Origin of the sequence: Micromonospora sp. NPDC047074, assembly GCF_040643815.1 — a bacterium.
Classification (GTDB): Bacteria; Actinomycetota; Actinomycetes; order Mycobacteriales; family Micromonosporaceae; genus Micromonospora.
In genome coordinates this window covers 17,425-41,487 of sequence record NZ_JBEYVB010000031.1, presented here as the reverse complement: position 1 = coordinate 41,487, position 24,063 = coordinate 17,425, and the positions used below count along the sequence as shown (strand labels likewise).

Annotated in this window: 24 protein-coding genes; 7 read left to right on the top strand and 17 right to left on the bottom strand. The window is 72.5% G+C overall.

The features are described 5' to 3' along the window. Positions 1-213: 213 nt before the first annotated feature. The 5 genes from tatC to ABZ809_RS26280 form a co-directional block, all read right to left on the bottom strand. A complete protein-coding gene (gene tatC / locus ABZ809_RS26300; RefSeq protein ID WP_357565274.1) occupies positions 214-1,167 on the bottom strand; it encodes a twin-arginine translocase subunit TatC in 954 nt (317 codons plus the stop codon). 18 nt (positions 1,168-1,185) lie between these two features. Further along, positions 1,186-1,497 carry a Sec-independent protein translocase subunit TatA gene (gene tatA / locus ABZ809_RS26295; protein ID WP_357565273.1) on the bottom strand — a complete coding sequence of 104 codons (312 nt, stop codon included), beginning with the start codon at positions 1,495-1,497 and terminating at the stop codon, positions 1,186-1,188. A 208-nt stretch (positions 1,498-1,705) separates the two neighbouring features. Then, positions 1,706-1,954, bottom strand: a complete 249-nt coding sequence (locus ABZ809_RS26290) for a hypothetical protein (protein ID WP_357565272.1) — start codon at positions 1,952-1,954, stop codon at positions 1,706-1,708. Between the two features lie 10 nt (positions 1,955-1,964). Beyond that, positions 1,965-3,020 (bottom strand): YafY family protein, encoded by a 1,056-nt coding sequence (locus ABZ809_RS26285; protein WP_357565271.1) that lies wholly within the window; start codon positions 3,018-3,020, stop codon positions 1,965-1,967. After that, positions 3,017-4,015 carry a WYL domain-containing protein gene (locus ABZ809_RS26280; protein WP_357565270.1) on the bottom strand — a complete coding sequence of 333 codons (999 nt, stop codon included), beginning with the start codon at positions 4,013-4,015 and terminating at the stop codon, positions 3,017-3,019. Before ABZ809_RS26280 ends, ABZ809_RS26285 begins: the two co-directional genes overlap by 4 nt. Before the next feature lie 126 nt (positions 4,016-4,141). On the opposite strand from ABZ809_RS26280, the gene ABZ809_RS26275 reads away from it, so the two are divergent. Together ABZ809_RS26275 and ABZ809_RS26270 are read left to right on the top strand one after the other, a co-directional pair. Then, positions 4,142-5,089 (top strand): cation diffusion facilitator family transporter, encoded by a 948-nt coding sequence (locus tag ABZ809_RS26275; RefSeq protein WP_357565269.1) that lies wholly within the window; start codon positions 4,142-4,144, stop codon positions 5,087-5,089. Positions 5,090-5,146: 57 nt separating this feature from the next. Next, a complete protein-coding gene (locus tag ABZ809_RS26270; protein WP_357565268.1) occupies positions 5,147-6,232 on the top strand; it encodes a DUF3866 family protein in 1,086 nt (361 codons plus the stop codon). 83 nt (positions 6,233-6,315) lie between these two features. On the opposite strand, the gene ABZ809_RS26265 is transcribed toward ABZ809_RS26270, so the two are convergent. The 9 genes from ABZ809_RS26265 to arc all read right to left on the bottom strand — a co-directional run bounded on the left by ABZ809_RS26265 (position 6,316) and on the right by arc (position 15,055). Beyond that, positions 6,316-6,864 (bottom strand): carboxymuconolactone decarboxylase family protein, encoded by a 549-nt coding sequence (locus tag ABZ809_RS26265; protein ID WP_357565267.1) that lies wholly within the window; start codon positions 6,862-6,864, stop codon positions 6,316-6,318. 201 nt (positions 6,865-7,065) lie between these two features. Beyond that, entirely contained in the window at positions 7,066-7,251 is a 186-nt protein-coding gene (locus tag ABZ809_RS26260) for a hypothetical protein (RefSeq protein WP_089000436.1), read from the bottom strand. A gap of 69 nt (positions 7,252-7,320) precedes the next feature. Further along, positions 7,321-8,679, bottom strand: a complete 1,359-nt coding sequence (gene pafA, locus ABZ809_RS26255; RefSeq protein ID WP_121398241.1) for a Pup--protein ligase — start codon at positions 8,677-8,679, stop codon at positions 7,321-7,323. Between the two features lie 277 nt (positions 8,680-8,956). After that, positions 8,957-9,775 carry a proteasome subunit alpha gene (gene prcA / locus ABZ809_RS26250; protein WP_357565266.1) on the bottom strand — a complete coding sequence of 273 codons (819 nt, stop codon included), beginning with the start codon at positions 9,773-9,775 and terminating at the stop codon, positions 8,957-8,959. Positions 9,776-9,837: 62 nt separating this feature from the next. Then, positions 9,838-10,677: a proteasome subunit beta gene (prcB, locus tag ABZ809_RS26245; protein ID WP_357565265.1), complete on the bottom strand. Its 840-nt coding sequence runs from the start codon at positions 10,675-10,677 to the stop codon at positions 9,838-9,840. Further along, on the bottom strand, positions 10,596-11,078 hold the full coding sequence (locus ABZ809_RS26240) for an endonuclease VII domain-containing protein (RefSeq protein WP_357565264.1): 483 nt from the start codon (positions 11,076-11,078) through the stop codon (positions 10,596-10,598). The genes prcB and ABZ809_RS26240 overlap by 82 nt, the downstream gene beginning before the upstream one ends. Before the next feature lie 191 nt (positions 11,079-11,269). Further along, positions 11,270-11,485: a ubiquitin-like protein Pup gene (locus tag ABZ809_RS26235; protein ID WP_088993750.1), complete on the bottom strand. Its 216-nt coding sequence runs from the start codon at positions 11,483-11,485 to the stop codon at positions 11,270-11,272. 104 nt (positions 11,486-11,589) lie between these two features. Next, positions 11,590-13,107 carry a depupylase/deamidase Dop gene (dop, locus tag ABZ809_RS26230; protein WP_357565263.1) on the bottom strand — a complete coding sequence of 506 codons (1,518 nt, stop codon included), beginning with the start codon at positions 13,105-13,107 and terminating at the stop codon, positions 11,590-11,592. A gap of 166 nt (positions 13,108-13,273) precedes the next feature. Further along, positions 13,274-15,055, bottom strand: a complete 1,782-nt coding sequence (gene arc / locus ABZ809_RS26225; RefSeq protein WP_357565262.1) for a proteasome ATPase — start codon at positions 15,053-15,055, stop codon at positions 13,274-13,276. 177 nt (positions 15,056-15,232) lie between these two features. On the opposite strand from arc, the gene ABZ809_RS26220 reads away from it, so the two are divergent. Further along, a complete protein-coding gene (locus ABZ809_RS26220; RefSeq protein ID WP_357565261.1) occupies positions 15,233-15,529 on the top strand; it encodes a ferredoxin in 297 nt (98 codons plus the stop codon). Positions 15,530-15,677: 148 nt separating this feature from the next. Here ABZ809_RS26220 and ABZ809_RS26215 read toward each other — a convergent pair whose 3' ends face one another. From ABZ809_RS26215 to ABZ809_RS26205, 3 genes are all read right to left on the bottom strand, one after another. Continuing rightward, a complete protein-coding gene (locus ABZ809_RS26215) occupies positions 15,678-16,250 on the bottom strand; it encodes a hypothetical protein (RefSeq protein ID WP_357565260.1) in 573 nt (190 codons plus the stop codon). 81 nt (positions 16,251-16,331) lie between these two features. Further along, positions 16,332-17,297 (bottom strand): tRNA (adenine-N1)-methyltransferase, encoded by a 966-nt coding sequence (locus ABZ809_RS26210; protein WP_357565304.1) that lies wholly within the window; start codon positions 17,295-17,297, stop codon positions 16,332-16,334. A 41-nt stretch (positions 17,298-17,338) separates the two neighbouring features. Further along, a complete protein-coding gene (locus ABZ809_RS26205) occupies positions 17,339-18,412 on the bottom strand; it encodes a site-2 protease family protein (RefSeq protein WP_357565303.1) in 1,074 nt (357 codons plus the stop codon). A 178-nt stretch (positions 18,413-18,590) separates the two neighbouring features. On the opposite strand from ABZ809_RS26205, the gene ABZ809_RS26200 reads away from it, so the two are divergent. The 4 genes from ABZ809_RS26200 to ABZ809_RS26185 all read left to right on the top strand — a co-directional run bounded on the left by ABZ809_RS26200 (position 18,591) and on the right by ABZ809_RS26185 (position 24,044). Continuing rightward, on the top strand, positions 18,591-19,514 hold the full coding sequence (locus tag ABZ809_RS26200; RefSeq protein WP_357565259.1) for a PD-(D/E)XK nuclease family protein: 924 nt from the start codon (positions 18,591-18,593) through the stop codon (positions 19,512-19,514). 183 nt (positions 19,515-19,697) lie between these two features. Next, positions 19,698-20,384 (top strand): response regulator transcription factor, encoded by a 687-nt coding sequence (locus ABZ809_RS26195; RefSeq protein ID WP_357565258.1) that lies wholly within the window; start codon positions 19,698-19,700, stop codon positions 20,382-20,384. Between the two features lie 343 nt (positions 20,385-20,727). Beyond that, positions 20,728-21,495 (top strand): ABC transporter ATP-binding protein, encoded by a 768-nt coding sequence (locus ABZ809_RS26190; protein ID WP_357565257.1) that lies wholly within the window; start codon positions 20,728-20,730, stop codon positions 21,493-21,495. After that, complete coding sequence (locus tag ABZ809_RS26185) at positions 21,495-24,044, top strand: ABC transporter permease (RefSeq protein ID WP_357565256.1); 2,550 nt, start codon at positions 21,495-21,497, stop codon at positions 24,042-24,044. Before ABZ809_RS26190 ends, ABZ809_RS26185 begins: the two co-directional genes overlap by 1 nt. Positions 24,045-24,063 lie beyond the last annotated feature (19 nt).

The following is a 24,063-nucleotide window of genomic DNA, read 5'->3' as shown; positions in this document are numbered from 1 at the left end:
TACGACGAAACGTCGGGCGACGCACTGGACAGCGACCTCCCTCGTCGGGCACGTCGACACATCGTAAAGATCTGCTTACCCGATCGCAGCTCGTGAGTGCTGGGTGACGGATTGCCGACTGGGCGCTGGCGGCTGAGGCGTGGTGCGTTAAGACGGAACAAGCCCTCCCGGTGCGGGAGGGCTTGTTCCGTGCGTCGCGGGACGGGCGGCCGGTCAGGTCACGTCGTCGTAGCGGCGGTCGATCGGCGTCGGCGCCGCGACCGGATCCGGGGCGGCGACGGGCGCGACGGCGTCGACCCGCTGCCCGGCCTCGACCGGCTCGGGGTCGAACTCCAGCGGCGACACCTCGTCGTCGGCGACGCCGGCATGGGCCTCCTTGCCCCGGCCCTTGCGCTTGTCGTTGATGAACGCCACCCCGACTGCGGCAAAGTAGAGCGCGCAGAGACAGATCGCCAGCGCGGTCATTCCGAACGGGTCGGGCGTCGGCGTGACCACGGCGGCGAACGCGAAGAACACGAACACCGCGATCCGCCACCAACTGAGCAGTCGCTTGGCGCTGGCGATACCGACGAAGTTCAGCATCAGCACCAGCAGCGGAAACTCGAACGCCACCCCGAACAGCAGGATCAGGTTGGTGACGAACGCGATGTAGCGGGTGACCTCGAGATTGGTGGCGATGTCGTCACCGGAGATGTTGAGCAGGAACTCGAGGCCCTTGGTGGTGACGAAGAACGCGAGCACGGCACCCGCCGCGAACAGCGGCGCGGCCAGCGCCGTGAAGATGTAGGCGTAGCGCCGCTCGTGCCGGTGCAGGCCAGGCGCGATGAACGCCCAGAGCTGGTAGAGCCAGACCGGGGCCGCGATGATCAACCCCACCCAGAGCCCGATTTTCAGATTCAGCAGGAAGACGTCCGCGACACCGAGCTGCACGAACTTGCACTTGCCGGTAGCGAGGTCGATCGATGCCGGCAGGTCGCAGTACGGCTTCGAGAGCAGGATCCGGACCGGCCCGGCAAGCCAGATACCGATGCCGAAGCCGACCAGGATCGCCAGCGACGCCTTGAACAGCCGGTTGCGCAGCTCGCGGAAGTGCTCGACCAGCGACATCGAGCCGTCGGCGGCCCGCTCGAACTTGCTCGGACCGCGCTTCTTGAGGGCGAAGGCCACGGGTCTCGGGCCCTTCGGTCAGTTGTCGCGGACGCGCTGCACCGGGTCGTTGACCGGGGGTGCGTACGGCTGCTGCTGCGGCGGCGGAGCGGGCGCGGCGTACGGCTGACCGCCCTGCCCGGCCTGCGGCGGGAGCGGCTGGTAGCCGGCCTGCGCGTCGGCCTTGCCGGCGAGGTCCCGGTCGTCGTCGTGCAGGCTCTTGGTCTCGGCCTTGATGATCCGCAGCGACCGGCCCAGCGAACGGGCCGCGTCGGGAAGCCGCTTCGCGCCGAAGAGCAGGATCAGCACGACCACGAGTACGGCGATGTGCCACGGCTTGAGGGCACCCATGGGAAGCTCCAGTCGCTCTGTGTCGTCGTGAGGGGTGTACTACGGCCCATCGTACGTGCGCTGACGGCCGTTGCCACCCGCCGGGCGGTGGTGGTTCGCCCCGGCCGGTGAAGTCTTGACCAACGTGGGATGTCCCGTCAACCGTCTGCCGACGGATCGTTGCTGCGCGGAACCGGACCGGTTCGCGCAGCGACCGGACACCGATCGATCAGCCGCCCCGCCGGGCCCTGATGACGGCGAGCCGCCGCTGCGTCGTGTCGAGCTGCTCCTGGAGGGCCTCGGCCCGCGTCTGGAGCGCCTCGGCGGACTCCCGCAGCGCCTCCGCCTCGGTCGCCCGACGTTGCAGGGCCACGGCCGCACGCCGCAGCCGGGGCAGCCTGCCCAGCACCGGCCGCACCGCCAAGCCGAGCACCACGAGCGCGAACAGCACCACCGCGAGCACGATCCACTTCACCACGGCGGCCAGCCTACTGGGTGCCCGCCGTGATTGCCGGGTTGGCCGAGGACACCGCCCGGGGCGTGTCCGCCGGCTCGCGCGGCGCGGCCGGCATGGGCGTCGCGTACGCGTCGAGCGCGGCGACCGCCGCGGCCCGGACCTGCTCGGCCAGCTCGACCGGGGCGACCACGGCGACGTCCGGGCCCAGGCCCAGCACGAACCGGCGGGCCCAGCCCAGGTCGGTGACCCGCATCGAGACCAGCCAGTGGTCGCCGTCGCCGGCCTCGACCCGCTCGCACGGGTAGTACTCGGTGAGCCACCGCTCGCCCCGGCCCACCCGCAGGGTGATCAACGGCAGGTCCGGCGACGGGCGGAACACGCCCTCGGTCAGGTCGTGCGGGCGGGCCTGCGGCGGCACCACGGCCCGCTCCGCCAGCTCGGTGACCGCGTCGATCCGGTCGGCCCGGAACAGCCGCACCGCCTCCGCCCGGCGGCACCACGCCTCCACGTACGCCCGCCCGCCGACCATCAGCATCCGCAACGGGTCGACGACGCGCTCGGTGGTCTCGTCCCGGGCGGCCGTGTAGTAGGTGATGCGCAGCGCCCGACCGCTCTCGACGGCGGCCCGCAGCTGCGCCACCTGGCGGGTGTCGGCGGGCAGCCGGACCTCGACCGGCGCGGCCACCAGGTCGCCGGCCGCGTCCTCGATCTTGGCCAGCGCCCGCTCGACGGCCTCCCGGTTGGTCACCCCGGGCGTCTCGGCGAGCATCCGCAGCGCCACCACCAGCGCGAGGGCCTCGTCGGGGGTGAGCCGCAGCGGCCGGTCGATGCCGGCGTCGTAGGTGATGGTCACCCGGTCGCCGTCGAACGCCATGTCGATCAGGTCACCCGGGCCGTAGCCGGGCAGCCCGCACACCCACAGCAGCTCCAGGTCCTCGCGCAGCTGCCGTTCGGTGACGCCCAGGTCACCGGCCGCCTCGGCGATCTCGATGCCGGGCCTGGCCAGCAGGTAGGGCACCAGGTTCAGCAGCCGGGCCAACCGGTCCGCCGACGCGCGGGAGCCGCTCCGGGCGGCCGGCCGGGTCACCGGGCACCCCCGGCGACCGCCAGCTCGTCGTGCCGGGCGGCGATCTCCTTGAGTCGTTGGATCACCGCGTCCCGCACCTCCGGTGGGTCGAGCACCCGCACGTCCGGGCCGTAGCCGACGAGTTGACCGGCCAGCTGGTCCGCGTCGGCGTACGGCAGGACCAGCCGGTCGCCCTCCGGGCCGGCGGTGACGCCGGCCGCCCAGCGCCGCAGGCCGGCGGCGCGGCCCGCCGCGACCAGGACGGTGGCCCGCCCGGTGCGCTCGGCCGGCCCCGTCGAGCGGGCCACGTGGCTGATCAGGTCGACCCCCGCCGGCGGCTCGTAGCCACCGGGGGCGCCGGTCGCCCGGACCGCGCCGACCACCCGGGACAGCCGGAAGCAGCGGGTCGCCTCCCGGTCGAGATCGTGCCCGACCACATACCACCGGCCCCGCCAGCAGACCACACCCCACGGCTGGAGGCGGCGGCGGGTCGGGTCGTCGCGGTCGGGCACCCGGTAGTCGAAGCTGACCTCGCGCCGGTCCCGGGCCGCGGCGGTGAGCGGCGCGAACGCCGGATCCACCGTGACCATCGGCTCCAGGCCCAGCGTGGCCTGCGGGTCCACGTCGACGCCGGCGGCGCGCAGCTTCGCCAGCCCGGAGGAGGCGGCGGCGGCCAGGCCGGCGTGCTGCCACAACCGGGCGGCGATCCCCACCGCGGCGGCCTCGTCCGGTTCGAGCGGGATGTCCGGCAGCGCGTACTCCCGGTGGGCGATCCGGTAGCCGGGCTCCGCGTCGAAGACGCTCGCCGTCCCGGTCTCCAGCGGCACACCCAGCTCACGCAGCTCGGCCTTGTCCCGTTCGAACTTGCGCTGGAACGCCTCGTGGTCACGCGCGTCGTCCGGATCGTGCTCGTAGCCGGGCACGGTCGCGGCGATCTGCGCGGCGGTCAGGAACCGTCGCGTGGACAGCAGGCAGATCACCAGGTTGACCAGGCGTTCGGTGCGGGTCCGCGACACCCGGTAGACGCTAGCAGCCCGCCCGCCGGGCCCGTGCACCCACGCGGGCAGGACGCGCACCGAGTCGCGCCGGCCCGGTTCACCGGTCGCCGGGTGCCCCGCCGCCTGCGACCATACAGTGACGTGGTGACCCAGCCGGAGGTCAGGACCGACAGCGTCGGCACCGTCGTGGTCGCCGGGGCCGCCAACCTCGCCATCGCACTGGCCAAGCTGGTCGCCGGGCTGATCTCCGGCTCGGCGGCGATGCTCTCCGAGGCCGCGCACTCCGTCGCCGACACCACCACCGAGGTGCTGTTGTACCTCGCGCTCCGCCGCGGCGCGCGGCCCGCCGACGTCCGGCACCCGTTCGGGTACGGCAAGGAGAGCTACGTCTGGGCGTTCCTGGCGGCCCTGTTCACGTTCGTCGCCGGCGCCGGTTTCGCGATCACCCACGGCGTCACCACGATCCTGGTGCACGAACACAGCGGTGACTACCTCGTCACCTACGTCGTGCTGGCGGTCTCCTTCGCCATCGAGTCGGTCTCGCTGGCCCGCGCCACCCGCCAGATCCGCGCCGAGTCCCGGCGCTGGCGCACCACGCCGCGCCGGTTCCTGCGGCTGACCTCGGACACCACCGTCAAGGCCGTGTTCCTGGAGGACTGCGCGGCCCTGGTCGGGCTGGTGCTGGCCGCCGTCGGCGTGGCGCTGTCCCAACTCACCGGCGACGAGCTGTGGGACGGTCTCGCCTCCGTACTGATCGGCGTGCTGCTGCTCGTGGTCGCCTCCGTCCTGGCCCACAGCAACATCTCGCTGCTGGTCGGCCGGTCGGTGCCCGAGCGGCTGCGCGGCGAGATCGCCGACGAACTCGCCGCGCTGCCCGCCGTACGGCGGATCGACACCCTGCTGACCATGCAGCTCGGGCCCAGCGACGTGCTGGTCGCCGCGAAGGTCGACTTCGACGACGAGGCGACCGGCGCGACCATCGAGGCCGCCGCCGACCAGGCCGAGCGACGACTCACCGCCCACCACCCGCACATCCGGTACGTCTTCCTCGATCCGACCCGCAGCGGAGGCCCCGCAGGGCCCGACGACTGACCGCCGGGCGCGGCCCCGGGCGCGGCCGGGCGGGGCGGCGACGCTAGCGTGCCGGGCATGGTGCGATGGCGGTCGGGAACGGTGGCGGCGCTACGGCGGCAGTGGACCGGGGCGGTGGAACTGGACGTCGACCTGCCCGACGGCGGCACCGTACGCGCCCTGGCCTACCCCGAGCTGGTCGGCCGGCCCGAGCCCGGCGACCGGGTGCTGCTCAACGCCGGCGCCCTGCTGATGGGCCTCGGCACCGGCGGATACGCCCTGGTCGTGGCACTGCCTGACCGGCTGCCACCCGACCCGCCGCAGTCCCTCGACACCCGCGACGCGGGCCACCTGGTGAAGGCGCGCTACACCCCGCTGCAACCGATCCTGCTCGGCGTCGACGAGGAGGCCTCGCCGCACCGGGACGTGATGGCCGCCGCCGACGACCTGGCCGGGCTGCCCGTGGTCACCGCCGACCTGCACTCCGCGCTGCCGGCGATTCTGGCCGGCATCCACGCCGACGCCCCCGACGCCCGGGTGGCGTACCTGCTGACCGACGGTGGAGCGCTGCCGGCCTGGTTCTCCCGCACCCTCGCCGGGCTGCGCGAGCACCTCGTCGGCACGGTCACGGTCGGCCAGGCGTTCGGCGGGAACCTGGAGGCGGGCACCGTGCACAGCGGGCTGCTGGCCGCCCGGCACGTGCTGCGCGCCGACGTGGCGATCGTCGCCCAGGGCCCCGGCAACCTCGGCACCGGCACCCGGTGGGGCTTCTCCGGGGTGGCCGTGGGCGAGGCCGTCAACGCCGTCGCCACGCTGGGCGGACGCCCGATCGGATCGCTGCGGATCTCCGACGCCGACCCCCGGCCACGCCACTGGGGGGTGTCGCACCACAGCCTCACCGCGTACGGCCGGGTGGCCCTCGCCCCCGCCGAGCTGGTCGTGCCCGAGGGCCTGGCCCCGGCGCTGGCCGCCGAGGTGGACGCGGCGCTGGCCCCCCTCACGGGCCGGCACACCGTCGTCCGGGTCCCGGCCGGCGGGCTGGACGCCGCGCTGCGGGCCGCGCCGGTACCGCTGTCCACGATGGGCCGGGGCCTGGACGCCGACCACGCCTACTTCCTGGCCGCCGCCGCGGCCGGCCGGCACGCCGCGCGACTGCTGGCCTGACCGGCGCGGTCACCCGGCCCGGCGCCGCCGGTGCGGCGGACGTCCGCACGCGACCGGAGACACCGGGCCGGCAACGGTCCTGCTCAGTCCGCCCCGTAGCCGTACCGCACGATGCGCTCGGCGGCCTTCCCGTACACCGCCGGGTCCTCCGGGGGCAGCGTGCCCAGCCCGTCCACGTACCGGTTGAACATGCAGAACGCCGCCGCGATCAGGACCGTGTCGTGGATCTCCAGATCCGTCGCGCCGGCCCCCCGGGCGACCTTGACCAGGTCCGCCGTCACCTCCCGGCCGCTGCGCTGCACGGCACCGGCGATGTCCAGCAACGCCCGCAGCTTCTCGCTGACCTCGGCGGCCGCCAGGTCGGTGCGGACCTGGTCCACCAGCCGCATGCCCGCCGGCAGTTGCGCCGCCGCGAAGGCCGAGTGCGAGGCACAGCAGAAGTTGCAGTCGTTGAGCCCCGACACGTACGCCGCGATCAGCTCCCGCTCGCCCGGCGTCAGCGTGGGGTGCGGAGCGCGCAGCAGCACCTCCGCCAGCTCGCCCAGTGGCTTGGCGGTCTCGGGACGGAAGCGCAACGGGCCGTTGATGCCCGGGTGCTCCCGCTCGTCGAGGCCGAGGTCGATGTGTGCCATACGGTCACCCTCCCTGCCGAGACCACGCAGCGTGCGCGGCCGGTCACCGAAAATGCCCAACGGGCATGACGGTTTCACCCGGGTCAGGGGCGGCACAACTTCCAGATTGCGCCATCGCCGGCCGGCTTCCGCGCCGGGCCGGGCCGGGTCACACCGGACCGGTGTCCGCGCGGCGGTGCCGGCCCACGCGGCCGACGGTGGTCAGACCAGGAAGATCAACGCGAGCCAGGCGCCCACGATCAACACCAGGGCCAGCGCCAGCACCCAGGTGGGCACCGTGTACTCGCCGCGCCGGTTGCGCTCGATCTCGGCACGGATCTTCTCGCGGCGGCGCTCGGCCCAGTTCTGCCGCTGCCGGCCGCTCTCGGGAGGTTCGGAAGTCGTCATGGCGCGCCCAGCCTACCGGCCCGGCCGGCCCGGACGGCGGTCGCCACCGCACCGGGCCGGCCCACCGCGTCACATGCTGGCGATCAGCCGCTCCACCCGCTCGTCGTACGCCCGGAACGGGTCCTTGCAGAGCACCGTGCGCTGTGCCTGGTCGTTGAGCTTGAGGTGCACCCAGTCGACCGTGAAGTCGCGCCGCTTCTCCTGGGCGTGCCGGATGAACTCCCCGCGCAGCCGGGCCCGGGTCGTCTGCGGCGGGGTCTCCTTGGCTTCGAAGATCTCCGGATCGGTCGCCACCCGGTCCACCTCGCCGCGCCGCTCCAGCAACCCGTAGAGGCCCCGGCCCCGGCGCAGGTCGTGGTAGGCCAGATCCATCTGGGCCACCCGCGGATGCGACAACGGCAGGTCGTGCTTGCGCTGGTAGCGCTCGATGAGCCGCAGCTTGGTCACCCAGTCGATCTCCCGGGACACCGGCTCCAGGTCACCGGTCTCCACCGCGCGCAGCACCCGACCCCACAGCTCCACCACCCGCTTGGCGGTCTGGTCACCGCCGCGCCGCTCCACGAACTCGGTCGCCTTGGCCAGGTATTCCTGCTGGATCTCCAGCGCGCTGACCTCCTTGCCGGAGGACAACCGCACCTTGCGCCGGCCGGTGATGTCGTGCGACACCTCCCGGATCGCCCGGATCGGGTTCTCCAGCGTCAGGTCACGCATCACGACCCCGGCCTCGATCATCCGCAGCACGATGTCGGCCGTGCCGACCTTGAGCAGCGTGGTGACCTCGTTCATGTTGGAGTCGCCGACGATGACGTGCAGCCGGCGGTAGCGCTCCGCGTCCGCGTGCGGCTCGTCGCGGGTGTTGATGATCGGCCGGCTCCGGGTCGTGGCCGACGAGACGCCCTCCCAGATGTGCTCGGCCCGCTGGGAGAGGCAGTAGACCGCCCCGCGCGGGGTCTGCAGCACCTTGCCCGCCCCGCAGATGAGCTGCCGGGTGACCAGGAACGGGATCAGCACGTCAGCCAGCCGGCCGAACTCACCGTGCCGCGAGACCAGGTAGTTCTCGTGGCAGCCGTACGAGTTGCCGGCCGAGTCGGTGTTGTTCTTGAACAGGTAGATCTCGCCCGCGATGCCCTCGTCGTGCAGCCGCTTCTCCGCGTCGATGAGCAGACCCTCCAGGATCCGCTCGCCGGCCCGATCGTGCGCGACCAGGTCCACCACCGAGTCGCACTCCGGGGTGGCGTACTCCGGGTGCGAGCCGACGTCCAGGTAGAGCCGGGCGCCGTTGCGCAGGAACACGTTGCTCGACCGGCCCCACGACACCACACGGCGGAAGAGGTACCGGGCGACCTCGTCGGGGGACAGCCGCCGCTGCCCACGGTAGGTGCAGGTGACGCCGTACTCGGTCTCGAGGCCGAAGATTCGCCGCTCCATGATGAGACATTAGCCGCCCGAGGCCCCAGATGGGCAGCGCACACCATGCCGCATCCTCCGGCGCTCCCGCCGGCCGCGCCCGGGCCGGCACCGCCCGACCCCGTCCAACAGCACCCATCCGCCGCCCGTGTTGCACACAGCCGTGGCACACGGGCGGCCCGTCCCAGGTGGAACTGCGCCCCGCCGGCCCGTAGCGCCGCAGCCGTCAGGGCCAGCGGGCGATCGCACAGGCAACCGGCGGGACAACCGCAGCGTCCACCTGGGTCAGGCGCGCCACTTACGCCTCGGGCTTCTCCTGGCCCTCCAGGTCCGCCGAACCGGCCGACGTGGTGGGCTTCCTCGCCTCCTCGGTCGGCGAGGACGGCACCTCCGGGCGGGCCGGCACCTCCTCGGCCTTGCCGCCGTCGAGCAACGCGCTCAACGCCGCCCCGGTGATGCGGCGGAACGTCCGCCCCACCCGACGGCGGTCCAGGACCGCGACCTCCAGCTGGTTGGCGGCGATCGTACGGGCGGCGCCGCCCTCTCCCCCGACGCTGCCCAGGGCCCGCACCGCGACCTTCACCGCCTCACCCAGCGACATGTCCGGACGATGGTCGGACTTCAGCACGCCGGCGATCGCCTCGGCCTGCCCGCCCATCGCCATCCGGCCCGGCTCGTCGTTGACGGAGCCGTCGTAGGTGAGCCGGTAGATCTCGTCGTCCTCGGCGGTGGACCCGACCTGGGCCACGCAGATCTCCACCTCGAACGGCTTCGACTGCTCGGTGAAGATGGCGCCCAGGGTCTGCGCGAACGCGTTCGCCAGGGCCCGGCCGGTGACGTCACGCCGGTCGTAGCTCAGGCCGTTGAAGTCGGCCATCCGCACCCCGGCCCGGCGCAGGTTCTCGAACTCGTTGTAACGACCGACGGCGGCGAAGCCGATCCGGTCGTAGATCTCACTGACCTTGTGCAGGGCGCTGGAGAGGTTCTCGGCGACGAAGAGCACCCCGCCCTCGTAGCTCAGGACCACCGCGCTGCGGCCCCGGGCGATGCCCTTGCGGGCCAACTCGGAGCGGTCGCGCATGATCTGCTCGGGCGAGGCGTAGAACTGCATGGCCACGGCGGCGGTTCTCCTTCAGGGCGCTGTGCTGACGGCTGCTGACTGGTGCGGGCGGGAGCGGATCAACCGCCCGGGTTCTCCATCCGGCCGGAGACCACGCTCTCGGCGATCGCCGACATCTCCTCGTCGGTGAGCCGGTGGGTGCCCTCCGCCGTCGCCGTCATCACCACCGGGTAGATCCGCCGGATCAGGTCCGGACCGCCGGTCGCGGTGTCGTCGTCGGCCGCGTCGTAGAGCGCCTCGACGGCGAGCCGGACCGCCTCGTCGATGGAGAGCCCCGGCTGGAAGCGCTTCTTCAGCGCCGACCGGGCGAAGAGCGAACCGGAGCCGATCGCGTCGTAGCCGGTCTCCTCGTAGGGGCCGCCGGTGACGTCGAAGCTGAAGATGCGGCCGGCGCGCGCCGGGTCCTTCGCGGCCAGGTCGTAGCCGGCGAAGAGCGGGATGACCGCGAGACCCTGCATGGCGGCGCCCAGGTTGCCGCGGATCATCGAGGCGAGGCGGTTGGCCTTGCCGTCGAGCGAGAGCATCGCGCCCTCGATCTTCTCGTAGTGCTCCAGCTCCACCTGGAACAGTCGCATCAGCTCGATGCCGATCCCCGCCGTGCCGGCGATGCCGACCAGCGAGTAGGCGTCGGCCGGGTGGACCTTCTCGATGTCGCGCTGGGCGATCAGATTGCCCATCGTGGCGCGCCGGTCGCCGGCAAGCACGACACCGCCGACGGCCGAGATGGCCACGATGGTCGTCGCGTGCGGCGCCATGTCGGCGGCCATGCCCGGCGGCAGCGGCCGGCGGCCGGGCAGCATCTCGGGGGCCACCTTGCTCAGAAACGAGGTGAAGGAGGACGTCCCCGCGTTGGTGAACACATCTGGTAGACGCCCGGATGGATCAAAACCCGCTGCCACGTGGTTCCTCTCAGATATGTGATCGCCCCGGCCGGCCGCGACTGATCGTCACGGAACTGGCCAAGGCCACCGTTGCAGTTGAAGCACAATATCCCGCGCACCCACCCGGTGCGATGATCGTGGTCGAGATGTTGGGGATCCGGCGTGCCGCAGATCGCGCAGACCCCGCCCTGCTCGGCCAGCAGCTCCTGGAACTCCTTCTCACCGATGCCGTAGCGCCGCCGCAGGTGGTACTCGCGGCTGCCGCCATACAGCCGCTGAGCCGTCTCCTTGCCCCGGGCGTTGTGACAGGGCTTGCAGTAGCTGCGCCGCCCGCTGCGATTGGTCGTCCTGGGGAACTCCGCCACCGGCTTGATCTGCTCGCAGTCCGGGCACCACTTCAGACCCTCGCCGACCGGCACGGCGGAACGCTGCTGCGGCCTGATGCCTCGTCGACGACGACTCGCCATGGAACGGGCCGCCGCGCAGGATTTGCAATAGTAGGCAAGTCCGTCGGCCCGCCGCCGATTGCGATGAAACTCGGCGACGGGCAGCAAGCGGTTGCACTGGGGGCACACCTTGTCCGACGCCGGAGGCAAATCGGACATAAGTGCTATTCCCCACCTTTCTGGACATACCCCCTGACGAACTCCTCGGCGTTCTCCTCGAGGACGGAGTCGATCTCGTCGAGCAGGTCGTCGACGTCCTCGGTGATCTCGGCGTGCCGCTCGGCGACCTCCGGGTTCGCCTCGGTGGTGACGTCCTCGATCTCCTCGCCCTGACGCGACTTGCCCGACTGCGACTGCCCGCCGCTGTCACGAGTGGCCATTGCTGCCTCCTCCACGATCGCCCTGCGATCAACTTACCTCGCGGAGGCGACGAAAAGCCCGCCGCGCGCCGCCTTCGGCACACGACGGGCATTCGTCGACAAGGTCAGCCGCCGGTGAGGGTCTCCAACAGGTCCTTGGCGCTCGCGCAGCGGTCGAAGAGCGCCCCCACGTGCTTGCGGGTGCCCCGCTCGGGCTCCATCATCGGCACCCGCACCAGCGACTCGCGGCCCACGTCGAAGATCACCGAGTCCCAGCTCGCCGCGACGACCTCGGAGGCGTACTGGGCCAGGCAGCGACCGCGGAAGTAGGCCCTGGTGTCCTCCGGCGGCTCGGTCATCGCGGTGCGGGTCTGCTCGTCGTCGAGCAGCGTCTTCATCGAGCCCCGGGAGACCAGCCGGTGGTAGAGGCCCTTCTCCGGGCGGACGTCGGAGTACTGCAGGTCGACCAGCTGGAGCTTGTGCGAGCCCCAGCCGAGCTGCTCGCGCTCCCGGTAGCCCTCCAGCAGCCGCAGCTTGGCCACCCAGTCCAGCTCGTCGGCGCAGAGCATCACGTCGCGGCCCAGCAGGTCCAGCACACGCTCCCAGCGGGCGAGCACGTCCAGGGTCTGCTCGTCGGCGTCGGTGCCGTAGCGGTCGTCCACGAAGGACCGGACCCGCTCGTAGTAGGCCCACTGCACGTCCAGAGCGGTCAGCCGCCGACCGTCGCGCAGCCGCATCCGGTGCGTCAGGGACGGGTCGTGGCTGACGGCACGCAGCTCGCTGACCGGGTCGGCGATGCCGAGGTCGGCGCCGAGCGCCTTCTCCTCGATCATCGTGAGGATCAGCGCGGTGGTGCCGACCTTGAGGTACGTGGAGATCTCCGACAGGTTGGCGTCGCCGATGATGACGTGCAGGCGGCGGTACTTGTCGGCGTCGGCGTGCGGCTCGTCGCGGGTGTTGATGATCGGCCGCTTGAGGGTGGTCTCCAGGCCGACCTCGACCTCGAAGAAGTCCGCACGTTGGGAGATCTGGAAGCCGCTCTGCCCGCCGTCCTGGCCGATGCCGACGCGGCCGGCCCCGCAGACGATCTGCCGGGTCACGAAGAACGGCGTCAGGTACGCGACGATGTCGGCGAAGGGCGTCTGGCGGCGCATCAGGTAGTTCTCGTGGGCGCCGTAGCTGGCGCCCTTGTTGTCGGTGTTGTTCTTGTAGAGGTGGATCGGCTGGGTGCCGGGAATCGTGGCGGCGCGGCGGGCCGCCTCGGCCATCACCCGCTCCCCCGCCTTGTCCCAGCGCACCACGTCCAGCGGGTTGGTCACCTCGGGGGTGGAGTACTCCGGGTGGGCGTGGTCGACGTAGAGCCGTGCGCCGTTGGTGAGTATCACGTTGGCCAGCCCGAGGTCCTCGTCGGCGAGGGCCTCGGCCGGGTCGTACGCGGCGCCGGAGTAGGTGAAGCCCCGCGCGTCCCGCAGCGGCGACTCCTCCTCGTAGTCCCAGCGGGCGCGGCCGCCCCGGTTGAGTTCCGGGCGCGCCCCGTAGGCGTTGACCACCTGGGAGGAGGTGACCATGGGGTTGGCCCCGGCCTGGCCGGGAACGGAGATTCCGTATTCGACCTCGGTGCCCATGATCCGTCTTACGCTCATCGACCTACCCGCTTCGCTCGCCCGACCGGTCCCCCGTCACGTCGAGCGTAGTCCGCCGTACGGCGGAAGGGGGCGCGCCGGACCGGGGCGGCGGGCTCGGACCGGGCGGGGCGCGGACGGGACAGGGCCCGTGGCGGTCGCGCCACGGGCCCTGTGCGGGTGTCCGTCAGAGGTACTGGCCGGTGTTGCTGGCGGTCTCGATGGACCGGCCGGCCTCCGCGCCCTTGCCGCCGGAGACGAGCGTGCGGATGTAGACGATCCGCTCGCCCTTCTTGCCGGAGATGCGGGCCCAGTCGTCGGGGTTGGTGGTGTTGGGCAGGTCCTCGTTCTCCCGGAACTCGTCGACGCAGGCGTCGAGGAGGTGCTGCAGGCGCAGGCCCTTGCGACCGGAGGTGAGGAACTCCTTGATGGCCATCTTCTTGCCCCGGTCGACGATGTTCTGGATCATCGCGCCGGAGTTGAAGTCCTTGAAGTAGAGGACTTCCTTGTCGCCGTTGGCGTAGGTGACCTCGAGGAAGCGGTTCTCCTCGGTCTCCGAGTACATCCGCAGCACGACCGCGTCGATCATCGCCGCGACGGTGGCCTGGGGGTCGCCGCCGTGCTCGGCCAGGTCGTCCGGGTGCAGGGGCAGCCCGGAGAGGATGTACTTGGAGAAGATGTCCTTGGCCGCCTCGGCGTCCGGCCGCTCGATCTTGATCTTCACGTCGAGCCGACCGGGGCGCAGGATCGCCGGGTCGATCATGTCTTCCCGGTTGGAGGCGCCGATGACGATGACGTTCTCCAGCCCCTCCACGCCGTCGATCTCGCTGAGCAACTGCGGGACGATCGTGTTCTCCACGTCGGAGGAGACGCCGGAGCCCCGGGTCCGGAAGATCGAGTCCATCTCGTCGAAGAACACGATGACCGGGGTGCCCTCGCCGGCCTTCTCCCGGGCCCGCTGGAAGATCAGCCGGATGTGCCGCTCGGTCTCGCCGACGTACTTGTTGAGCAGCTCGGGGCCCTTGATGTTGAGGAAGAAGCTGGTGTGCTTCTCCTTGCCCTCCCGCTCGGCGATCTTCTTGGCCAGCGAGTTGGCCACCGCCTTGGCGATCAGCGTCTTTCCGCAGCCGGGCGGACCGTAGAGCAGGATGCCCTTCGGCGGGCGGAGCTGGTGCTCGCGGAACAGGTCGGCGTGCAGGAAGGGCAGCTCCACCGCGTCGCGGATCTGCTCGATCTGCGAGTGGAGGCCACCGATGTCGGTGTAGTCGACGTCGGGCACCTCCTCCAGGACCAGTTCCTCGACCTCGCTCTTCGGGATCCGCTCGTACGCGTACGCCGAGCGGGGCTCGATCATGAGCGAGTCGCCGGCCCGGATCGGCGAACCGATCAGGGTCTCGGCGAGGTGCACGATGCGCTCCTCGTCGGAGTGCGAGACCACCAGCGCCCGGTCGCCCGGGCTGCCGTCGGGACCCGCGAGGATCTCCTTGAGCATCACCACCTCGCCGACCCGCTCGAAACCGAACGCGTCGACGATGTTGAGCGCGTCGTTGAGCAGGACCTCCTGACCGCGTCGCAGCTCGGCGACGTCCAGCGAGGGCGAGACGGCGACGCGGAGCTTGCGCCCGCCGGTGAACACGTCCACCGTGCCGTCGTCGTGCCCCGCGAGGAAGACGCCATAGCCACTCGGTGGCTGTGCGAGGCGGTCGATCTCCTCCTTGAGCGTCACGATCTGCGCGCGAGCCTCCTTGAGGGTGCTCACGAGCCGGTCGTTGTTCTCGGTCAGCCGCGCCAACTGTGCCTGGGTGGCCGCCAGCCGCTCTTCGAGCTGCCGGACGTGTCGGGGGCTTTCGGTCAACTTGCGCCGCACCAGAGCGAGTTCCTCTTGAAGGAACGCGACCTGCGTGGAGAGATCGTGGGCCTCCTTCTCCCACCGTGCGGCGCGCGAGTCCGCGTCGTCGCTGCGTGCCACGTCCCACCTCCCCGGGGGGCTTGAACGTTCTGCCCTAACACTAGCCGCTATGAGGCCGATTCGGTCCCACGCAACGCCCTCGTCACCGAACCTTGATCGCCAAGGGTGGCCCCCGGGGCCGGTCCTGGCGTTCGGGTACCGTCGGGGCGTGGGACGGGAGAACATGGGGGGTGCGCCGTGGCGGAGGTCGTGACGGACCAGTTGCAGGTCTGGGTTGACCAGGATCTCTGCACGGGAGACGGGCTCTGCGTGCAGTACGCGCCCGAGGTCTTCGAGTTCGATATCGACGGGCTTGCGTACGTCAAGGGCCCCGACGGTGACCTGCGGATGGCGCCGGGCAGTCGGGTCGACGTGCCGGCGCACCTGCGCCTCGAGGTGATCGACTCGGCGAAGGAGTGCCCGGGCGAGTGCATCCACGTCGTGCGCGGCAGCGACGGCGTCGAGGTGGCCGGCCCGGAGGCCGAGGAGGACTGACGGCCGGTCCGTCCACGCCGCAGGGCGCGGACGGACCGCGATCCGCCCGGCGGGCCGCAGGGCGCGGACGGACCGCGATCCGCCCGGCGGGCCGCAGGGCGCGGACGGACCGCGCTCCGCCCGGCGGGCGGCCGGGCGGGCGGGCGGATCAGAGCATCGGGCGGCCGACCACCGAGGCGACCAGGCGCGCGAACTCCTCCAGCCGGGCGATCTGCCCGGCGCCGCCGTCGTCGAGGGTCTTGCCGAAGCGCAGCGCGTCGTGCCGGGGCGCGCCCACCGCGTCGTCGCTGGGCGGCGCCTCGTCCAGCGAGGTCAGCAGCAGGTAGACGTCGATGCTGTCGACCCGGATCCCCCCGTCCTCGGCGCGGGTCAGCCGGCGCCGGCAGCCGACCTCGGTCACGGTGGAGATCGGCACCACCCGCAGCGACGAGGTCATCGAGCCGGGTGGCCCCTCCCCCGGCGGTACGTCCTCGCCGTGCCAGAGCACGAGCCGGCTGCCGTCGCAGACCACGACCTCCTGCCACACCCCGTTGACCTCGTTGACGAAACGCTCCAGGGTGAAGCCGAGCACGGACGCCCCGCGCAGCACCCCGCCGAGCGCCTCCAGCGCGACGTCCGGGTCCCGCAGGTACGCCCGGGCCGCCGATTCGAGATCCTGGTAGGGCGACCAGTCCGGGAACACCGCCGGCAGGTCGCCCCCGCCGAAGCCCGGCCGGCTCATGCCACCTCCCCGTGCCCGGCCCGCCGGCCCGCGCCGGCGGGCGGGATCAGTCCGTTCACTCCGCGCCGCCCCGCTTCGCCGTCACAGCCGTTCCGTGTCCCCGGCCGGCGCCTGCTGCGCCGCGGTCGCCGCCGCCTGCCGGGCCGCCTCCGCCTCGCGCAGCGCCTGGCGCCGCTCGGCGTACGCCTCGGCGCCCTTGCTGGGCTTGCGGCGGCGCGGTGGGGCGGTGACGCCGGGGGCGAGCTTGCGCGCGGACACCAGGAACGCGGTGTGCGCGATCATGCGGTGGTCCGGTCGCACGGCCAGGCCCTCGGCGTGCCAGTCGCGGACCAGCGACTCCCAGGCCCGCGGCTCGGTCCAGCCGCCGCGCTCGCGCAGCGCCTCGACCAGCTCGGACAGTTGCGGGGTGGTCGCGACGTAACCGATGAACACGCCGCCGGGCACCAGGGCCCGTTCCACCATGTCGAGGGTCTCCCACGGGGTGAGCATGTCGAGGATGATCCGGTCGAAACCGGTCTCGGTGCAGCCGGCGACGTCGCCGACGTGCAGGCGCCACGCCGGGTGTGGCCCGTTGAAGAACGCCTCGACGTTACGCCGGGCGATCTGGGCGAAGTCGTCGCGCACCTCGTACGAGTGCAGCTCGCCCCCGGTGCCGACCGCGCGCAGCAGCGAGCAGGACAGCGCGCCGGAGCCGGCGCCGGCCTCCAGGACCTTGGCGCCGGGGAAGATGTCGCCCATGGCGACGATCTGGGCGGAGTCCTTCGGGTAGATCACCTGGGCGCCGCGCGGCATGGAGAGCACGTAGTCCGACAGCAGCGGACGCAGGGCCAGGAACGCGGTGCCGCCGCCGGTGGTGGTGACCACGCTGCCGTCGGGAAGGCCGATCAGCGCGTCGTGCTCCAGGATGCCCCGGTGGGTGTGGAACGCCTTGCCCGGCTCCAGGGTGACCGTGTGCATCCGCCCCTTGGGATCGGTCAGCTGGACCCGGTCTCCGGGCCGGAACGGCCCACGGTGCACGGGGGGCAGCGCCGGGACGTCGGCGGGCACCGGGGTGCCCTGGTCGGCCGGGGCGGCGGGGGGAGTTGCGGTCACGTGTTCATCTTCCGTCGAGGTTCGTTCCGTCGCGGTTCGAGGAGCTGAGCAAGATCCGCGATGTGCAGGATGCCGACGACATTTTCGCCTGACGTCACCACGTACTGCGCGCCCGGGTGGGTCTGCACCGCCGCCATCACGCGTTCCCCGTCGAGGCCCACCGGAATCGCCGGCAGACCGGACAGCGAGCGGGCGACCGCGTCGACGGCCAGCCACGGCCGGCGTTCCACCGGCACGGCCTCCGCCGCGGCGGGGTCGACCAGGGCGACCGGCCGGCCGGCGGTGTCGGTGACCAGGAGCGCGGCGCCCGGGTCGGCGCCTGCGGCCCGGCGGCGGTACGCCTCGGCCAACGGCGTGCCGGTGGGCACGGCGAGCACGGGGCGGGCCAGCCGGGACAGGTCGATCAGCGGGAAGCGGCGGCTGATCCGGGCCATCCGGATCGACTGCCCGGCACCGCGCCACAGGGTGAACGCCACGAGCAGCATCAGCGGCAGCGCCAGCGGCGCCAGGTGGCGGGTCAGGGTGAGCAGGGCGACCAGCGCGGCGGTGCCGACGGCGACGGCGCGGCCCACCCAGCCGGCGACCTCGGTGCCCCGGTGCCGGTCGCGGGTCACCGCCCAGACCGCCGCCCGCAGTGCCCGGCCGCCGTCGAGCGGCAGCCCGGGCAGCATGTTGAACACGGCGACGATGACGTTGCTCACCGCCAGTTGGAACGCCAGCTGGTTGGCCAGGGTGCGGTCGGGCAGGGCGAGCGTGGCGGCGACCGCGAGTACGCCGAGCACGGCGGAGACCGCCGGGCCGGCGAGCGACACCAGCAGGTCGACCCGGGGCGACGGGGCGTCCCGGTCCATCTCGGTGTAGCCGCCGAGCAGTTCCAGGGTGATCCCGCGCACACCGATGCCGTAGCGGCGGGCGGTGAGGGCGTGGCCCAGCTCGTGCAGGAGCACCGAGCCGAGCAGGGAGACCACGAAGCCGAAGCCGATCAGGTAGCCGGCGAGCTGGGACAGGTCGAGCTGGCGGCGGGCGAACTCGGCGTAGAGCACGGTCACCAGGAGGGTGAGCAGCAGCATCGAGCCGTTGAGGTGCAACGGCACCCCGAACACCCGGCCCACGGTCAGGCCGGGCCGCGCGTCGGGCCGGCGCCGCGGTTGCCTCGTCTGCTCCACCGGATCGATGCTACGCGGCGGGAGATCATGCGCCGGTGCGGCGACGGCGTTGGTGTCACACCGGTGTCCTAACCTTCCGGGCATGACGGCGGAACCGGTGATCACGCAGCAGCCCCCGCTCCCGGAGTCTTTGCCCCCGGCCGAGTTGCCGGCGACGGTGCGGGCCTCGCTGTCGCCGTCCCGGGCGGCGGATTTCAAGACCTGCCCGCTGCTCTACCGGTTCCGCAGCATCGACCGGCTGCCCGAGCGGCCGACGGTCGAGCAGGTCCGGGGCACGCTCGTGCACGCCGTGCTGGAGCGGCTGTTCGACCTGCCGGCTGCCGGGCGCACCCCGCGGGCGGCGGGCGACCTGGTGGCCCCGCAGTGGGACCGGCTGGTCACCGAGCAACCCGAGCTGGCGACGTTGTTCGCCGACGGTGACGCGGCGGCCGCCGAGTTCCTCCGCTCCGCCGCCGGGCTGCTGGAGGGCTACTTCGCGGTGGAGGATCCGCGCCGGCTGGAGCCGGCCGAGCGGGAGAGCCTGATCTCGGCGGTGGTCGACGAGGAACTGCTGATCCGGGGCTACGTCGACCGGCTCGACGTGGCGCCCGACGGGGCGCTGCGGGTGGTCGACTACAAGACCGGCGGTGCGCCGCGGGAGGCGTTCGAGGCCCGGGCGTTGTTCCAGCTCAAGTTCTACGCGTTGGTGCTCTGGCGCACCCGGGGCGTGGTGCCCCGGGTGCTGCGGCTGCTCTACCTGAAGGACGCGGAGATCTGCGACTACGCGCCGGACGCCGACGAGCTGCTCCGTTTCGAGCGCACGGTGGTGGCCCTGTGGCGGGCGATCGAGCAGGCCACCGCCCAGCAGGACTTCCGCCCCCGGCCCAGCCGGCTCTGCGACTGGTGCAGCCACCAGGCTCTCTGCCCGAGCTTCGGGGGCACGCCGCCCCCGTTCCCGGCGCAGGGAGCGCCGGATCCGCTGCGCGACGCCCGGTCCCGCCCGACCCCGCCCGGCGCCGACGAGTGAGCCGGGGCGGCTGACCCGACGCCCCCGGCTGCCTCGGCCCCGCCGACCGGGGTGCGGGGCGCCTCTACGGTGGTGTCCTGCGCACCGGTGACCCGGCGGGAGGGCGCTTCCCGGTGTCCGTGAGGATCCCCGGCGGCCCCGGTGACGCGGCGACGTGACCGGGATCGGGACTGGGGGGATCGGGTGACTGACGCGACGGTGCCGGCACGGCCGGTACGCATCCTGCTCGCCGACGACCAGCCGCTGCTGCGTACCGGCTTCCGGATGGTGCTGGGCACCGAGGCCGACCTGGACATCGTGGCCGAGGCCGCCGACGGCCTGGAGGCGGTGGAGTTGTCCCGCCGGCTGCTGCCCGACGTGGTGCTGATGGACATCCGGATGCCACGGATGGACGGGGTCGCCGCGACCAGGGCGATCGTCGACGCCCGGCTGCCGGTGCGGGTGCTGATCCTGACCACGTTCGACCTGGACGAGTACGTGGTGGGGGCGCTGCGGGCCGGGGCGAGCGGCTTCCTGGCCAAGGACGTGCCGGCCGACGACCTGGTGGCCGCGATCCGGGCGGTGGCCGCCGGGGACGCGGTGGTGGCACCCCGGATCCTGCGGCGGCTGCTCGACCGGTTCGCCGACGTGCTGCCCGATCCGGCCGCCGCCCCGCCCAGGGCGCTGAGCGCGTTGACCGAGCGGGAGCGGGAGGTGCTCGTGCAGGTGGCCCGGGGGCTGTCCAACGCCGAGATCGCCCGGGCGTTGTCGGTCAGCGAGACGACCGTCAAGACCCACGTCGGGCACGTGCTGACCAAGTTGGGGCTACGCGACCGCGTACAGGCCGTGGTGCTGGCGTACGAGTCGGGCCTGGTCCGCCCGCGGGCGTAGCGCCGTGTCGCCGGCTGGTCCGGGCGGCGTACCCGGGGATACGCCGCGAAGCCGACGACGCGGTTGTCGCTGTCACCTACCGTGACCGGAGACGACGCCGCGTGGTTGACCCTGACACGGCGTCAGTGTGCAGGATCGGTCCCGGCGGCGGAGAAGCCGCGCGACCGGTCGGCGGCTCAGGGGCAACCCTGAGCCGGTGGTGGGGGGCACCCGCAGAGCGAAATCCGCCCCGGCTCCGACCAGAGTCGGACGGATCGGAGCCGGCGGGCGCACATGATGGGGACTGCCGCGTCGGACCAGCGGGGGCGGCGCGGATCGCAGACAGACGGAAGAGGTAGATGACGTGACCGCTACGGTAGGCCAGCACGCGCAGGCCGCGGCCCGGGCGAGCGACGTGTGGAAGGTGTACGGCAGCGGCGAGGCGCAGGTCGTCGCGCTGCGGGGGGTCAGCGCCGAGTTCGAGCGGGGCCGGTTCACGGCGATCATGGGGCCGTCGGGCTCGGGCAAGTCGACGCTGATGCACTGCCTCGCGGGGTTGGACTCGGTGACCCGCGGCACGGTGTCGGTCGGCGACACCGAGGTCACGGGGCTGGGCGACGCCGGCCTGACGAAGCTGCGCCGGGACAAGGTCGGTTTCATCTTCCAGCAGTTCAACCTGCTGCCGACGCTGACGGCCAAGGAGAACATCCTGCTGCCGCTGTCGATCGCCGGGCGCAAGCCGGATCCGGCCTGGTACGACACGGTGATCGCCACGGTGGGGCTGCGGGACCGGCTGGACCACCGGCCGGCGCAGCTCTCGGGCGGTCAGCAGCAGCGGGTGGCCTGCGCCCGCGCGCTGGTCTCCCGGCCCGAGGTGATCTTCGCCGACGAGCCGACGGGCAACCTGGACTCCCGCTCCGGCGCGGAGGTGCTCAACTTCCTGCGCCAGTCGGTCCGTGAGCACGGCCAGACCATCGTCATGGTGACCCACGACCCGACCGCCGCCGCGTACGCCGACCGGGTGGTCTTCCTCGCCGACGGGCAGATCGTCACCGAGCTGATCGAGCCGACGGCCGACACGGTGCTGGACACGATGAAGAAGCTGGACACCCCCGCCGAGGTGGCGCGCTGATGTTCCGGGCGACTCTGAAGAGCCTGCTGGCCCGCAAGGTCCGGCTGATCCTCTCCGGCCTGGCGGTGGTGCTGGGTGTCATGTTCGTCTCCGGCGCGTTCGTCCTCACCGACACCCTCGGGCGCTCGTTCGACGCGATCTTCGCCGACGCGTACGAGGGGGTGGACGTCAACGTCGCCGCCAAGCCGAAGATCGACGTCGGCGGGACGGAGGGCATGCCGGTGGCCGCACCGGTGCCGGCGGCCGTCCTGGACAAGGTCCGGGCGGTGCCCGGGGTGGCCGAGGCCACCGGCGTGGTCGGCGTCGACGGGGCGCGGATGATCGGCGCCAACGGCAAGGTGGTCGCCTCGTTCGGCCCGCCGCAGCTCGGCGAGAACTGGACCGGCGAGAGTGACCTGGTCAAGCTGCGCGAGGGGCGGGCACCGCAGGCCGACGACGAGATCGTCATCAACCGGGCGCTGGCCACCGCCGGCAAGGTGAAGGTCGGCGACCGGGTGGGCGTGCTGACCCTGGAGCCGAAGCGGGAGTTCACCATCGTCGGTGTCTTCGGCTACAGCGGCGACCGGGACTCCATCGGCGGCGCCACCGAGATCATGTTCACCACGCCGGTCGCGCAGCGGCTGATGCTCGGCACACCGGGCACCTTCAGCAACATCTCGGTCACCTCGGCCGGCGGGGTGTCCGACGAGGCACTGCGCGACGCCGTGGCCGCCGCGGTGGGCGCCGACTACGAGGTCAAGACCGGCGAGCAGCTCTCCACGGAGGCGGCGGCCGGCATGAAGGAGGCGCTGTCCTTCTTCAACCGCATCCTGCTCGGCTTCGCCGCCGTGGCGCTGCTGGTGGGCACCTTCCTGATCCTCAACACGTTCTCGATCATCGTGGCGCAGCGCACCCGGGAACTGGCGCTGATGCGCGCCATCGGGGCCAGCGGCCGGCAGATCATCGGGTCGGTGGTGCTGGAGGCCGTCGCGGTGGGCCTGATCGCCTCGGTGCTCGGCCTCGGTGCGGGCATCGGCATCGGCGCGCTGCTGGCGTACCTGTTCAGCACGTTCGCCGGTGGGCTGACCCTGGCCGGGGTCGGCGTGCCGCTGTCCGCCGTCGTCGGCGCGTTCGCCGTCGGCCTGGTGATCACCGTGGTGGCGGCGCTGCTGCCGGCGCTGCGGGCGTCCCGGATCCCGCCGATCGCGGCCATGCAGGACGTGGCCACCCCGGACCGCCCGCTGACCAAGGTCACCGTGGCCGGCGCGATCGTCACGGCCATCGGCGGTGCGCTGCTGGCCGTCGGGCTCACCGGCAACGCCGAGGGCAGCACCCTGGCCACCATCCTCGGTGGGGTGCTGTTCGCCTTCATCGGCGTGGCCCTGCTCACGCCGCTGATCAGCCGGCCGGTGGTGAGCCTGCTCGGCGCGCTCTTCGCCTGGTCGGTGCCGGGCAAGCTGGGCCGGCTCAACTCCGGCCGCAACCCGCGCCGCACCGCCATCACCGCCGCGGCGCTGATGGTCGGCATCGCCCTGGTGACCGGGGTGACGGTGATCCTGGACTCGGCGAAGAGCAGCATCGGCGCCCTCGCCGAGGACAACCTGAAGGCGGAGCTGGTGATCTCCGGGGCGCAGAGCGGCCCGCGACCGCCGAGCTTCGACCCCGCGGTGCTGACGAAGGCCGCGGCGATCCCCGGGGTCCGCATCGCCGACGGCGAGTACGGCGACATGGCCGTGGTCGGCGGTCAGCGCACCTGGGTGGCGGCGAGCAGCGACGTCGCCGCGCTGCGGCAGATCTTCGGGGCGGAGGCCACCGCCGGGGACATCGACCGGCTCGCGCCGGACCAGATGCTGGTCAGCTCGGACACCGCGACGTCGCGCGGGCTCTCCGTCGGGTCGCGGGTGCCGGTGCAGCTGTCCCGGGGCGAGGCCAAGACCTACACGGTGTCCGGCATCTACGCCAGTTCCGAGCTGACCAACCCGCTGGTGCTGCCGCCGGAGGCGGCCCGCGACTTCACCATCCCGCAGCCGATCCAGGGCTTCATCCAGCTCGCCCCGGGCACCCGGGCAGCCGACGTGCTGCCCCGGATCGAGGCGCTGCTGGCCGACTCTCCCGAGGTGTCGGTGGCCGACCGGGAGGCGTTCATCGAGCAGCAGACCGGTCAGCTCGACGGGCTGCTCACGATGATCCAGATCCTGCTGGCGCTGGCCATCGTGATCGCCGTGCTCGGCATCATCAACACGCTGGCGCTGTCGGTGCTGGAGCGCACCCGGGAGCTGGGTCTGTTGCGGGCCATCGGCCTGCGTAGGGCGCAGACGATGCGGATGATCACCGTGGAGGCGGTGGTGATCTCGGTCTTCGGCGCGCTGCTCGGCGTCGCCGTGGGCACCGGCCTCGGTGCCGCCGTGGTCGAGGCGCTGCGGGACGAGGGGATCACCGACCTGGTGCTGCCCTGGACCCAGATGGGCGTCTTCCTCGGCCTCGCCGCGATCATCGGGGTGATCGCCGCGGTGCTCCCGGCGATCCGGGCCGCCCGGATCAACGTCCTGGGCGCCATCGCCCACGACTGATCCGCCACTGACGGGCCCC

Bases quoted from the DNA above. Each gene is read 5' to 3' on its own strand.
- tatA (WP_357565273.1), bottom strand. From the start codon at position 1,497: ATGGGTGCCCTCAAGCCGTGGCACATCGCCGTACTCGTGGTCGTGCTG.
- ABZ809_RS26270 (WP_357565268.1), top strand. From the start codon at position 5,147: ATGGTGCGATGGCGGTCGGGAACGGTGGCGGCGCTACGGCGGCAGTGG.
- ABZ809_RS26265 (WP_357565267.1), bottom strand. From the start codon at position 6,864: ATGGCACACATCGACCTCGGCCTCGACGAGCGGGAGCACCCGGGCATC.
- ABZ809_RS26260 (WP_089000436.1), bottom strand. From the start codon at position 7,251: ATGACGACTTCCGAACCTCCCGAGAGCGGCCGGCAGCGGCAGAACTGG.
- pafA (WP_121398241.1), bottom strand. From the start codon at position 8,679: ATGGAGCGGCGAATCTTCGGCCTCGAGACCGAGTACGGCGTCACCTGC.
- ABZ809_RS26235 (WP_088993750.1), bottom strand. From the start codon at position 11,485: ATGGCCACTCGTGACAGCGGCGGGCAGTCGCAGTCGGGCAAGTCGCGT.
- dop (WP_357565263.1), bottom strand. From the start codon at position 13,107: ATGAGCGTAAGACGGATCATGGGCACCGAGGTCGAATACGGAATCTCC.
- ABZ809_RS26215 (WP_357565260.1), bottom strand. From the start codon at position 16,250: ATGAGCCGGCCGGGCTTCGGCGGGGGCGACCTGCCGGCGGTGTTCCCG.
- ABZ809_RS26205 (WP_357565303.1), bottom strand. From the start codon at position 18,412: ATGCTGCTGCTCACCCTCCTGGTGACCGTGCTCTACGCCGAGTTCGCC.
- ABZ809_RS26200 (WP_357565259.1), top strand. From the start codon at position 18,591: ATGACGGCGGAACCGGTGATCACGCAGCAGCCCCCGCTCCCGGAGTCT.
- ABZ809_RS26185 (WP_357565256.1), top strand. From the start codon at position 21,495: ATGTTCCGGGCGACTCTGAAGAGCCTGCTGGCCCGCAAGGTCCGGCTG.